The sequence below is a fragment of the Pedobacter sp. MC2016-05 genome, assembly GCF_026239735.1.
Classification (GTDB): Bacteria; Bacteroidota; Bacteroidia; order Sphingobacteriales; family Sphingobacteriaceae; genus Pedobacter.
In genome coordinates this window covers 62,167-74,717 of sequence record NZ_JAPIVT010000004.1, presented here as the reverse complement: position 1 = coordinate 74,717, position 12,551 = coordinate 62,167, and the positions used below count along the sequence as shown (strand labels likewise).

General features: G+C 38.9%; 9 protein-coding genes. 8 read left to right on the top strand and 1 reads right to left on the bottom strand.

The window, feature by feature from the left end:
- Positions 1–59 precede the first annotated feature (59 nt).
- On the bottom strand, positions 60–1,187 hold the full coding sequence (locus OQZ33_RS07545; protein WP_265798444.1) for a polymerase: 1,128 nt from the start codon (positions 1,185–1,187) through the stop codon (positions 60–62).
- Between the two features lie 565 nt (positions 1,188–1,752).
- Here OQZ33_RS07545 and OQZ33_RS07540 point away from each other — a divergent pair.
- The 8 genes from OQZ33_RS07540 (at position 1,753) to OQZ33_RS07505 (ending at position 12,538) form a co-directional block, all read left to right on the top strand.
- Positions 1,753–2,733 (top strand): deoxyhypusine synthase family protein, encoded by a 981-nt coding sequence (locus OQZ33_RS07540; RefSeq protein WP_025144047.1) that lies wholly within the window; start codon positions 1,753–1,755, stop codon positions 2,731–2,733.
- Between the two features lie 254 nt (positions 2,734–2,987).
- Entirely contained in the window at positions 2,988–4,286 is a 1,299-nt protein-coding gene (locus tag OQZ33_RS07535; RefSeq protein ID WP_265798443.1) for a c-type cytochrome, read from the top strand.
- A 48-nt stretch (positions 4,287–4,334) separates the two neighbouring features.
- The gene (locus OQZ33_RS07530; RefSeq protein WP_265798442.1) at positions 4,335–7,364 is read left to right on the top strand and encodes a TAT-variant-translocated molybdopterin oxidoreductase; all 3,030 of its coding nucleotides are present in this window, start codon (positions 4,335–4,337) and stop codon (positions 7,362–7,364) included.
- 26 nt (positions 7,365–7,390) lie between these two features.
- A complete protein-coding gene (gene nrfD / locus OQZ33_RS07525) occupies positions 7,391–8,863 on the top strand; it encodes an NrfD/PsrC family molybdoenzyme membrane anchor subunit (RefSeq protein WP_265798441.1) in 1,473 nt (490 codons plus the stop codon).
- Between the two features lie 2 nt (positions 8,864–8,865).
- Positions 8,866–9,402 carry a DUF3341 domain-containing protein gene (locus OQZ33_RS07520; RefSeq protein WP_265798440.1) on the top strand — a complete coding sequence of 179 codons (537 nt, stop codon included), beginning with the start codon at positions 8,866–8,868 and terminating at the stop codon, positions 9,400–9,402.
- Positions 9,374–9,997 (top strand): c-type cytochrome, encoded by a 624-nt coding sequence (locus OQZ33_RS07515; protein ID WP_265798439.1) that lies wholly within the window; start codon positions 9,374–9,376, stop codon positions 9,995–9,997. The genes OQZ33_RS07520 and OQZ33_RS07515 overlap by 29 nt, the downstream gene beginning before the upstream one ends.
- 15 nt (positions 9,998–10,012) lie before the next feature.
- The gene (locus OQZ33_RS07510; protein ID WP_056848394.1) at positions 10,013–11,233 is read left to right on the top strand and encodes a hypothetical protein; all 1,221 of its coding nucleotides are present in this window, start codon (positions 10,013–10,015) and stop codon (positions 11,231–11,233) included.
- Between the two features lie 66 nt (positions 11,234–11,299).
- Positions 11,300–12,538 (top strand): cytochrome c oxidase subunit II, encoded by a 1,239-nt coding sequence (locus OQZ33_RS07505; protein ID WP_265798438.1) that lies wholly within the window; start codon positions 11,300–11,302, stop codon positions 12,536–12,538.
- Positions 12,539–12,551 lie beyond the last annotated feature (13 nt).

Here is a 12,551-nt window from a genome sequence, read left to right as displayed (position 1 = left end):
TCGCAGTTGCCGAATCAGATTGCCACGTTGTTCCTCTTTGCAAAAGATATCTGTGGTTATTAAAACGCTTCCGCGATACTGATGTAAAATCCACTCTGACGCTTTTCATTTGATCTTTTCTCGCCAATTCCGTAATCTACACGAACGCTGATTCCTTTTTCCGGATCGAAGAAATAACGTAATCCAGCACCATAATTTGGTTTGAAAGCATCGGTAGAGAAATCATCAACACCCCAAACGGTTCCGGTTCCACCAAAGAGCGTAGCGCCGAAACGACTGCTATAACGGTACCTTAATTCCGCCTGCGCAGCCAATAAGTTTTTATCGCGATAGCGCCCGCCATAATAGCCACGCATCATTTCGTCGTTACCAATTTGCGGTAACAGATAAACAGGTGTATTACTGCCTAACACGGTATTGTACAATCCTTGTACGCCCACGGCAAAGCTTTTATTCAATCGCCAGAAATTCCTTACATCAATTTTTATCTGGCTACCTGTAAAATTGCCGGCCGAAAAAATATTGGGCGCATATTGGTAGGTACCTCTGATGAAAAAGCCTTTGGTGGTGTAGTTGTTATTATTCCTGGCGTCATAACTTTGCGAAACACCTAGATATAAAACGCTACCGGTTCTATTGTTATAATATGTGTCGCTGTTAAAAATTCCGTCGGCAACTACATCTTTGTATTTATAATTTTCAAAACCTAGCGAAACCCCGGTATAGGCCTTTGGCAATAACTGTTTTTCTGCCTGAAGCAAAACTTTAATCTGCTGCTGGATCAATTTATCTTCATTAGCCTCTTCGGTACTGTTGCCAATGCCATAAAAGTTAAAAGGCATGCGTTTGAAACGTAATTCGCCAATGTAATGTAGCTTATTTCCTTTTCCCCAAATATCAATGAGCGAACTCATATTGTAAGCTTTCAAGGTAGAGTAGTTCAGGTTTAAGGTTAAAGATGATGGGCGATTTGTGGTATCCAACCGATCGGCATAAAAACCTACAATTGCACCAACACCAAACTGAAAACCGGTTTCCTGGGCATATCCAAAGGAAGGAATGGGCAGAAAGGTTGCTTTGCGTAAAGTATCTTTTTCGTTTGATAGCAACTTTTTTATCAATTTCATTTGAGAAAATGAACTTCCAGATAGGAACACGAAAGCCAGGAGAAAATAAACTTTTTTCATTGCCGCAAATTAACTGATTTTTTTATTAAGAATTATTTACTGAAGGGCTATAGCTGTTTTATGACAGTGGCTTGGGATTTTTTAATAGTAGCAAGGCCTGGGCCACCTAAACCGGGTTGGCGGGGAAATCGTCCAACTTTTCGTTGGGCATTGTACCAAAAAGCCGGACTGCCTTTGATGATGTTGCAGCAACTGCTTTTCAAAAAAAATCGTTCGGCACGCTACCATTGACGTTTTTAATTCTCCGTGATTTCTTGCCTGCGACAGGCAGGTGAAATCGATTTAACGCCTCGGTCTGTGTCTTTACAGACCGAAGCATTGACAAACAAGAAATGGTCTGTGGGGCACACCGACCATGGGAAAAAGCTAGATTGGAACAATTTCTCCCGCAGATTAAGGTGATTATCGCTGATTGTTTCTCCATTAATCTTTTTTGATCTTCGGAATTACTGTTAACGAGGTGTCACAATGAATTTCAAACTTTTGACTCCTAGCTCCAAATACTTTTAATGTTTTATCGTTTCGGGCTAAATGCCTACTTTTGCGAAAAATAATACATAACAAAATGAGCAATACTAGAGGACCAATATCTCAGTTTATGGAGCGTAATTATCTCCATTTTAATGCTGCGGCGATGATGGATGCGGCTAAGGGCTATGAAACGCATTTGGATGAAGGCGGTAAAATGATGATTACCCTTGCCGGTGCAATGAGTACTGCTGAATTGGGAATTTCGCTTGCAGAAATGATTCGCCAGGATAAGGTATCTATTATTTCTTGCACAGGAGCTAATCTGGAAGAAGATATAATGAACCTGGTAGCGCATTCGCATTATAAACGTGTGCCTAACTACCGCGATTTAAGTCCGCAGGATGAGTGGGATTTATTAGAAAACCACTACAACCGTGTTACTGATACTTGTATTCCTGAAGAAGAGGCTTTCCGTCGTTTGCAAAAACACATTCAAAAAATCTGGATGGATGCTGAAGCAGCAGGCGAACGCTATTTTCCACATGAATTTATGTACAAAATGCTTTTAAGTGGAGATTTAGAACAATATTATGAAATTGATCCAAAAAATTCGTGGATGTTAGCCGCTGCTGAAAAAAATCTTCCAATTGTGGTTCCAGGATGGGAAGATTCAACTATGGGAAATATTTTTGCTTCCTACGTAATGAAAAAAGAGCTAACGGCTACTACTGTAAAAGGTGGTATTGAGTATATGGGCTGGTTAGCCGATTGGTATATTGCAAACAGTGGCGGCAAAGGTATTGGTTTCTTCCAGATCGGTGGTGGTATTGCTGGCGATTTCCCAATCTGCGTGGTACCGATGTTATATCAGGATATGGAAATGGAAAATATTCCTTTCTGGAGCTATTTCTGCCAGATTTCTGATTCTACAACTTCATACGGTTCCTACTCTGGAGCGGTACCGAATGAAAAAATTACCTGGGGTAAGTTAGATATCAATACACCAAAGTTTATTGTAGAAAGTGATGCAACAATTGTAGCACCGCTGATGTTTGCCTGGATATTAAAGCAATAAGAATAACATTTTGATAAAACAAAATTGAAGCTTGATGCCCATTTTCGATAAAGATCGAAAAATGGGCATTTTTATTGCCTGAGTGGCCTGAAACATCATTTGTTTAGAATGATTATAAATTGTATTTCCGGTCACTATTATGTCATGGGATTTATTAATAAGTTATACTTTTGTTCAAGTTTTGGTGGAGCTACATCAGTTCAGGCATCAATTTCACAACAAAAAGTAAATTAAATAAGTATAAAGTGTTCATTATGAGAGATATCTCGATGATTTTAAAAAGCGTTTGGAAGTCGTTATTCGTGTTTTCAGCAGTTACTGTAATGGCGGTTTCAACCGTTAGTGCTCAGGATGCTAAAGAGGGGAGAACGCTTTTCAGAGCTAAATGTTCATCATGCCATGCATTAGATGCCAAATTGGTAGGTCCTGCTTTAACAGGGGTGAGTGATCGCCACTCTGAAGAGTTCTTATTAAAATGGATTCCTAATTCGCAAGGGATGATTGCTGCCGGCAATCCGGAAGCGGTTAAATTATTTAACGAAAATGGTAAAGTAGCTATGACTTCTTTCCCTGAGTTAGATGAGGAAAAAGTTAAAAGCATTTTAGCATACATCAAAGAAGGCGAGCCAAAAGCTGCTGTTGATCCAAGTGTGGTTAAAGCGGGCGGTGGAGAAAGCGGTACATCTGGTTTATCTATCGCTGGTATCGTTGCTATTGTATTGGTAGGTATTCTAATCCTGGTAATTTTAGGTCGTGCCTCTAAATTGCTAGAGCGTTTAATCTTACAGAAACAAGGTATTGAAATTGAAGAGGATGTGCCGTTAAAGGTAGGTGTTCGTAAAATGTTCAAAAACAAGAAGTTCGTGATGTTCTTCATCTTGTGTTTGGTAATTGCTTTAGGATCTTGGGGTTGGATGGGTATGTGGAACACAGGTGTTCACACTGGTTATCAACCAGTTCAGCCAATTAAATTCTCACATGAGCTACACGCTGGTATCAATCAAATCGATTGTCAGTATTGCCACAATGGTGCTTTCAAATCTAAGAATGCTACCATTCCATCATTAAATGTTTGTATGAACTGCCACAAAGCTGTTCAGGCAAGAGATAATTACGATGGTGAGATTTCTCCAGAGATCAAAAAAATCTACAATGCTTTGGGTTACGATCCTGAGACCCAACAATACGATAAGAGCAAAGAGAAACCAATGGAATGGGTACGTGTACACAACCTTCCAGATTTTGCATACTTCAACCACTCTCAACACGTAGTAGTTGCAGAAGATGCTATTCGTAAAGCAAAAGGATTACAACCAACAGAGCCTGTATGTTTCGCATGTCACGGTCCGGTTAATACAATGGAAGAGATCTACCAATATTCTCCATTAACCATGAAATGGTGTATCAACTGTCACAAGGAAACAGATATTTCTGGTCAGAAAAATAATGCTTTCTACGCTAAGGTTATCGAAGCGCATGAGAAGATTAAAAAAGGCGAGAAAGTCACCCCAGCGTTATTGGGTGGTTTAGAGTGTGGTAAATGCCACTATTAATAGATAGAGTTTAGTAAGAACGTTCGAATAAACAGTAATATAGCTTAAATGGAAAGCAACAAAAAATACTGGAAAGGCTTAGAGGAGTATAATAATACACCCGATTTTGTTAAGAATAGCAAAAACGAATTCGCCGAGCCACTTCCAATAGAAGATGTTTTAAATGAAGCAGGGTTAAGTACCGTTACCCCACGCCGCGACTTTTTAAAGGCGTTAGGTTTTGGTTTAGGTGCAGTTACTTTGGCAGCATGTCAAACAGCCCCGGTTCATAAATCTATTCCTTACCTGGTAAAACCTGAAGAGGTTACGCCAGGTATTCCTAACTATTATACTTCGAGCTTTAACGGCCAAAGTATTTTAGTTAAAACAAGAGAGGGGCGTCCGATTAAAATTGAACCAAACCCTAATGCAGGTGAATTTTATCGCGGTACTGATGCAAGAGCGCAAGCTTCTGTGTTAGATCTTTATGATGTATCGAAATTAAAAGCGCCAGTACTTAAAAACGAAGAAACTACCTGGGCTAAGTTAGATAGCTTTGTAAAAAGCGAATTAGCAAAAGCACAAGCAGGCGGTAAGAAAATCCGCGTAGTGGCTTCTACAGTTAACAGCCCATCAACAAATGCTGTTTTAGCGCAGTTTATTACGAAATATCCAGCGGCTAAATTAGTACAATATGATGCGGTTTCTTATACCGGAATTATCCAGGCTAACCAAAACAGTTTTGGTAAAGCGGTATTGCCAAAATATAACTTCGATAAAGCTGACTTAATTGTAAGTTTCGGTGCCGATTTCTTAGGAACCTGGATTAGCGGAGAAGAGTTTACAGCTCAATATACTTCTAACCGTAACTACAAATCGTTAGAAAACAAAAAAATGAGCCGCCACATTCAGTTTGAAAGTGGAATGAGCTTAACGGGTACAAATGCTGATACGCGTGTTCCGATTAAATTGTCAGAAGAAGGACCTGCTTTAATCGCTTTATATAATGCAATTACTGGTCAGTCTTTAGCTGGCGGTACACTTGGAAACAACACTACTGCTGATAAGGTAATCAAATTAGTAGCAAAAGAATTAGTACAAAACAAAGGTAAAGGCCTTGTAGTATGCGGTTCTAACGATGTTTCAACTCAGATTTTGGTAAATGCCATTAACTCCGCTATTGGAAGTTATGGTACTACAATCGATTTAGATAATCCTTGCTATTTATATGCAGGTAACGATGCTGAATTTAACGGCTTAGTTGCCGAAATGAGTCACGGTGAGGTTGGTGCTGTTTTATTCTTAAGCAGTAACCCTGCTTACGATTTCATGAATATTGATGCATTTACTAAGGCTTTAGCTAAAGTTCCTGCAAAAATCTCTTTCTCAGATAGAGCTGATGAAACAGCTTCACTTTGTGATGCCATTGCAATTAACCATAACTATTTAGAGTCGTGGGGTGATGCAAATGCTTACGAAGGATATTATTCAATTGTTCAACCTACCATCAACCCAGTTTTCAATAGCCGTCAGGCAGAAGAGAGTCTATTGGTTTGGGCTGATGCTCCTGTTAAAAATTACTATCAGTTTGTTCGCAACAACTGGGAAGCCAAAATGTTGCCAGCAATTGGTTTAAAATGGAATGATGTTTTAGAGAAAGGTGTAGTTACAGTAGCTCCAAAAGCTGCTGGTAGTTATTCTTTCACTCAATCATTGGCGCAAGTTGCTACTTCAATCATAAGCAGCAGCAAAGCTTTAGCAAAAGGTGGCGACCAGGTAGAATTACAAGTTTACGAAAGCGTTCCGATGCGTGATGGTAAAAACGCCAACAATGCATTCTTGCAAGAATTACCAGATCCGGTTTCAAAAGTAACCTGGGATAATTATGTTGCACTTGCTCCGAAATTTGCAGAAAAATTAAAGGTTAAAGAATTTGATGTAGTTACTGTAAAAGGTAGCAATGGACATTCTGTAGATCTTCCGGTATTGATCCAGCCAGGACAAGCACAAGGAACAGCATCTATCGCGTTAGGTTATGGCCGTACCAAAGTTGGTAAAGCTGGTAACGAGGTAGGTAAAAATGCTTTCCCTTTTATCTCTTTCCTAAACGGAACAATGCAATATGCCAGCAATGTAACCATTACCCCAACAGGCGGTTATTATGAATTGGCTCAAACACAAACTCACCACTCTTTCGAAGGTCGTGCGGTAATCAAAGAAGCTACATTCAAAGAATATTTGAAAGATGCTTCTGCTGGTAACCATAAAGGCGAACACAAAGATTACGATCTTTGGGATGCTTATGAGAAACCAGGTAACAACTGGGTAATGGCAATCGATTTGAATGCTTGTACAGGTTGTGGTTCTTGTATTGTTGCCTGTAATGTAGAAAATAACATTCCAGTAGTGGGTCGTGATGAGGTTCGCCGTCGTCGTGAAATGCACTGGATTCGTATTGATCGTTACTATAGCTACGAAACCAAAGATGGTGATGTAACCAAAGAAAAGGAGATTGCTAAATTGGAAGATTTAGATCACGTTTCTGTGGTTCACCAACCAATGTTGTGTCAACACTGTGATCACGCACCTTGCGAAACAGTTTGTCCGGTATTGGCAACTGTACACTCAAGCGATGGTTTAAACCACATGGCTTATAACCGTTGTGTAGGTACACGTTACTGTGCGAATAACTGTCCGTATAAAGTTCGTCGTTTCAACTGGTTTAACTACTGGAATGATTCACGTTTCGATAACTACTTAAATAATGAGTTTACTCAATTAGTATTGAATCCTGATGTTACTACCCGTTCTCGTGGTGTAATGGAGAAATGCTCAATGTGTATCCAACGTATTCAAGGTGGAAAATTACAAGCTAAATTAGAGAAACGTCCATTAAAAGATGGCGATATTAAAATGGCTTGTCAGGAAGCTTGTTCAGCAAATGCAATCATATTTGGTGATTCAAACGATCCAAATTCAGAGGTTTCAAAAGCATTACGTTCTGAGCGTATCTACTACGTATTAGAAGAAATCAATGTGAAACCAGGTATCGGATACATGACAAAAATTAGAAACACAGATACAACAGTACAAGCGTAAGCTTTAGTATAAAGAAAATACAAATTATGTCAGGACATAACGAATCAATACTTAGAGAACCATTAATTACCGGCGATAATATCACGTATGCGAAAATTACGGATGATATTTTAGGACCGGTAGAAAACAAGCCGAACAAGGCTTGGTGGATTGGTTTCATCGTTTCAGCATTAGGTGCTTTACTTTGGGTTGTAGCTGTGAGTTACACTTTTTGGAATGGTATCGGTGCATGGGGCTTAAATAAAACAGTTGGATGGGCATGGGATATCACCGGTTTCGTATGGTGGGTAGGTATCGGTCACGCCGGAACGCTAATTTCAGCGGTACTATTGCTTTTCCGTCAAAACTGGCGTAACTCCATTAACCGTTCTGCAGAGGCGATGACAATCTTCGCCGTTATTTGTGCAGCAACGTACGTAGTATCACACATGGGTCGTCCATGGTTGGCTTATTGGGTTTTACCATTGCCAAATCAGTTTGGTTCACTTTGGGTAAACTTTAACTCACCATTGGTTTGGGATATGTTTGCCATCTCTACTTACTTCTCGGTATCATTATTATTCTGGTACACAGGTTTATTGCCAGATATTGCAACCATTCGCGATCGTGCAGTAGGAACACGCAGAAAAATCTATTCTATCTTTTCATTCGGATGGAGTGGAAGTGTTAAAACCTGGCAACGTTTCGAGGCGGTATCATTAATCCTGGCTGGTATTTCAACCCCATTAGTACTTTCAGTGCACACTATTGTATCAATGGACTTTGCAACATCAGTAATACCAGGATGGCATACCACAATCTTCCCTCCATATTTTGTAGCGGGAGCGATTTTCTCAGGCTTTGCGATGGTGTTAACCTTATTATTGGTAGCACGTAAAGTATTGGGTCTTGAAAACTACATCACCATGTTCCACATTGAGTCGATGAATAAAATCATCATCTTAACAGGATCAATTGTAGGTGTGGCTTACTTAACTGAGTTCTTCATTGCATGGTATTCAGGTTCTGAGTACGAGCAATACGCCTTCATCAACCGTTCTACTGGTCCTTACTGGTGGTCATACTGGATGATGATGACCTGTAACGTGATCTCTCCGCAATTGTTATGGTTCAAAAAGATCCGTTTAAGCATCAAAGCTACCTGGATTTTATCAATCGTAGTAAACGTAGGTATGTGGTTCGAACGTTTCGTAATTATCGTTACTTCATTACACCGTGATTATATCCCTTCGAGTTGGGCAATGTTTTATCCAACCTGGGTTGATGTGAGTGTATTCGTAGGTTCAATCGGTTTGTTCTTTACTTTATTCTTATTATTCTTAAGGGTATTGCCTTCAATCGCTATCGCAGAGGTTAAATTATTATTAAAATCTGCAAGTGAGCAAGCGAAAATGAAACAGATTAAAGACGGGCATGAGAACAAAGAATACGTAGCAGAATACGTAGAGTCGTTACAGAAATTTGATAGTGTTAAACAAGAAGATTACGCAAAAATATAACAATGAGTGATATCAAATATATTTTAGGCAGCTTTGGTGATCCTGATGAAATGATGCATGGCATCGAAAAACTTCAGGAAAATGGTGTAAGCATTTACGATGTTTATACGCCAATGCCTATACACGGAATAGAAGCCAAATTAGGGATTAAAAGATCGAGAATTGATATTGCAGCATTTTGCTTTGGTATCACTGGAACTTGCGCAGCTTTTGCATTAATTTATTTTTGCGCAGTAATCGATTGGAAAGTAAACATTGGTGGTAAGCCATCATTTGCATTGCCGGATTTTATTCCGATAATGTTCGAGCTTACTGTATTGTTTTGTGCTTTCGGTATGGTTTTAACTTATTATGCATCTACGCATTTGTTTCCAGGAAGAGCGCCAAGAGTAATGGATCTTCGTGCAACAGACGATCGCTTTGTGATTGCTGTTGATGCAAAAGATAATGCAGCGCATACTGTTATTGATGGTTTATTAAAAGATGCAGGTGCTTTAGAAGTAAAGTATAATGAAAGGAAGTACATTAGCTATGAATAAGAATAAATTTGTTTATACAGCGTTTTTAGCTATCGCTTTCGCAGCTACAGTATCCGCTTGTAAAGATAAACGCAGTACTGGTTTAGAATATGCCAGGAATATGTATGATGCATTAGCATTAAACCCGGATCAACCTGTTGATACGGCTAATAAATTACTGGCTAGTTTTAAAGGTCAGGCAGCACAAACGCCACCTGCAAATACAAAACCTGTTGGTTTTACAGAGTACGACGAATTTCCTAACACTAAAGAAGGTTACGAAGCAGCTGGGGTAAGTATGGTAAATCCATTGCCTGTTGATACCGTTAACTTGGCACAAGGAAAGCACTTATTCAATGTTTTCTGTAGCCCTTGTCACGGCGAAAAAGGTGATGGTCAAGGCCATTTGGTAAAAATTGAGAAATTTAGCGGTGTACCGGCATATCAAACAGGCGCTTCATCTCGTGGTGGTAACATGGTAGATCTTACTGCAGGTAAAATTTATCACACCATTACTTACGGTGTAAATAACATGGGCTCGCATGCTTCACAAATTACGCCAACAGATCGTTGGAAAGTAGTGATGTATGTTCAACAATTACAAAAAGGACAATAGTAAAGCAGAATATAAATGGGAACTCACAATATTAATTTCAGTGAACAGTTTGAGTTTACAGGTAAAGTAAAAACCTTGAGCATTGTTGGTATCATATTAGGTGCTATTGCTATTGGTTACGGTTTTACTGGTGATAAAGTAATGCATGAGCGTACTTTTGCTAACTTGTTGCTTATGGGATATTACTTTGCATGCGTTTGTATGTCAGGTATGTTTTTCCTAGCTGTTCAATTTGTTGCGCAAGCAGGATGGTCTGCTTCAATTTTACGTGTACCACAGGCATTGGCCAAAACATTGCCTATTGCTTCTATAATCCTAATCGTGATTATTTCTGCTGGTTTATATACACATAATTTATACCACCACTGGCATGCTGATGGATTAACTGATCCAAATAGCCCTAATTACGATTCATTGATCGCAGGTAAGGCCGTATTCTTAAATGTGCCTTTCTTCTTAGGTCGTATGGTAGTATTTTTGGGTGTTTACAGTGCATTTGCAATAAGCTTTACTAAACTTTCATATAATGAAGATTTAGCTGGTGGATTAGCTTCATACAGAAAGAGCTTTAAAAATGCTTGTATCTTCCTGGTAATTTACGGTTTCACTACACCAATTTTTGCTTTCGATACAATCATGTCATTAGAAGCGCACTGGTTCTCAACTATGTTCGGTTGGTACAACTTTGCCGCAATGTGGGTGAGTAGTTTAGCTACCATTGCAATCATCATCATCTTATTAAGGAGAGCTGGTTATATGCAATGGGTTAACAATAGCCACTTACATAACTTAGGTCAATTTATTTTCGGTTTCTCTATCTTCTGGACTTACGTATGGTTCGCACAGTTCTTATTAATTTACTATGCAAACATGCCAGAGGAAACTGTTTATTTCTACAAACGCTTTGAATATTACAAGTTCTGGTTTTTCTTAAACCTGGCGATGAACTTCTTAGCTCCGGTTTTATTATTAATGGACAGAGACAACAAGAGAACAGATGCGAAGTTGTTATTTGTTTCTATCGTAGTATTGTTAGGTCACTGGGTAGATTACTACCAAATGATTATGCCAGGTGCTGTAGAAGATGGACACAATGGTTTCGGTATTGTCGAAATCGGTACTGCCTTAGGTTTTGTAGGATTGTTTACCTTTACAGTTCTAAGCAACTTAAGCAAGAAACCTTTAATTGCAAAGAATCATCCGTTATTACAAGAAAGTTTGCATCACCAGCTTTAATAGGTGATAGTATAGAGCAAATATTTAATTATTATTATAGAAGTACAGCGTACTACTTTTAAGGAAATGAGTTTAAGAAAGTTTATCACGAATAAAACGACCGCGGCTTTGGCAGTATTACTTACTGTTTTTGCAAACACCAGCGCTTTTGCGCAAGAGGCAGCAGCAGGTGCTGCAGCGGCACCGAAAGTTGATATGGGAGAGGTTTACAAATCAGTAATTTTTTATACGCTGATATTCCTTGCCGTATGTGTATTCATCGCTATTATTGGTAAAGCAATAAAAGTATATGAATTAAGCCGCGAAGCGCAAGGTAAGCCAATTGGTATCAACTGGAACGGGGTACATGCAAGCTTATTTGCATTGTTCTTGGTTTTAGGTTTGTACGGTGTGTATTGGGAATATACCGTTCATGGTTCTATGTTATTGCCTGATGCTGCATCAGAACATGGAAAGAAGATTGATGAAATGTTTAACTTAACATTAATTATCACGACCATTGTATTCATTGCTACGCACATTTTATTATTTGGTTTTGCTTATATCTACAAGTATTCTGCAAAAAGAAAAGCTTACTACTATCCACACAATAATACGATTGAGAAAATCTGGACAATAGTTCCAGCCTTAGTATTAACAGTTTTAGTGTTGATGGGTTTCTTAACGTGGAGATCAATCTTCTTCAAAGTTGAAGATCCTAATAACAAACCACTTCAAATCGAAGTAACTTCGGAGCAGTTTAAATGGTCTATCCGTTACCCAGGAGCTGATGGTATTGTAGGAAAGAAAAACTATAAATTGACAACTGCATCAAATACTTTAGGTATTGATTTTAAAGATTTAAATTCTCGTGATGACGAAATGGCTGACGAGATGGTTATTCCTGTTGGTAAGCCTGTTAAATTAATCTTAAACAGTAAAGATGTAATCCATAGTTTTTACATGCCTCACTTCAGAGTTCAGTTGAATACTGTACCAGGTATGCAAACTATTTTCGAATTTACCCCAACAAAGACTACCCGTCAGATGCAGGAGGAAACCAATGATCCTAATTTTAAGTTCCTTTTCTACTGTGCTAAAATCTGCGGATCTGGTCACTATAACATGCAAAAAGATGTACGTGTAGTATCAGAAGCTGAATACAAAACATGGATTGCAGAACAAAAAACATACTTAAACGACGATTTAAGAAAACAATTTAATTTGCCAGTGGCGCCTGCACCTGCTAAACCAGCAGCAGAGGGAGATTCATCAGCAACCGATTCGGCAGCTGTGAAAGGAAACCAAATGGCTTTAAATAAATAATATTAAGCAGGAG

Excerpts from the sequence above, each read along its gene's own strand:
- OQZ33_RS07545 (WP_265798444.1), bottom strand. The coding sequence starts at position 1,187 with ATGAAAAAAGTTTATTTTCTCCTGGCTTTCGTGTTCCTATCTGGAAGT.
- OQZ33_RS07540 (WP_025144047.1), top strand. The coding sequence starts at position 1,753 with ATGAGCAATACTAGAGGACCAATATCTCAGTTTATGGAGCGTAATTAT.
- OQZ33_RS07535 (WP_265798443.1), top strand. The coding sequence starts at position 2,988 with ATGAGAGATATCTCGATGATTTTAAAAAGCGTTTGGAAGTCGTTATTC.
- OQZ33_RS07530 (WP_265798442.1), top strand. The coding sequence starts at position 4,335 with ATGGAAAGCAACAAAAAATACTGGAAAGGCTTAGAGGAGTATAATAAT.
- nrfD (WP_265798441.1), top strand. The coding sequence starts at position 7,391 with ATGTCAGGACATAACGAATCAATACTTAGAGAACCATTAATTACCGGC.
- OQZ33_RS07520 (WP_265798440.1), top strand. The coding sequence starts at position 8,866 with ATGAGTGATATCAAATATATTTTAGGCAGCTTTGGTGATCCTGATGAA.
- OQZ33_RS07515 (WP_265798439.1), top strand. The coding sequence starts at position 9,374 with ATGAAAGGAAGTACATTAGCTATGAATAAGAATAAATTTGTTTATACA.
- OQZ33_RS07510 (WP_056848394.1), top strand. The coding sequence starts at position 10,013 with ATGGGAACTCACAATATTAATTTCAGTGAACAGTTTGAGTTTACAGGT.
- OQZ33_RS07505 (WP_265798438.1), top strand. The coding sequence starts at position 11,300 with ATGAGTTTAAGAAAGTTTATCACGAATAAAACGACCGCGGCTTTGGCA.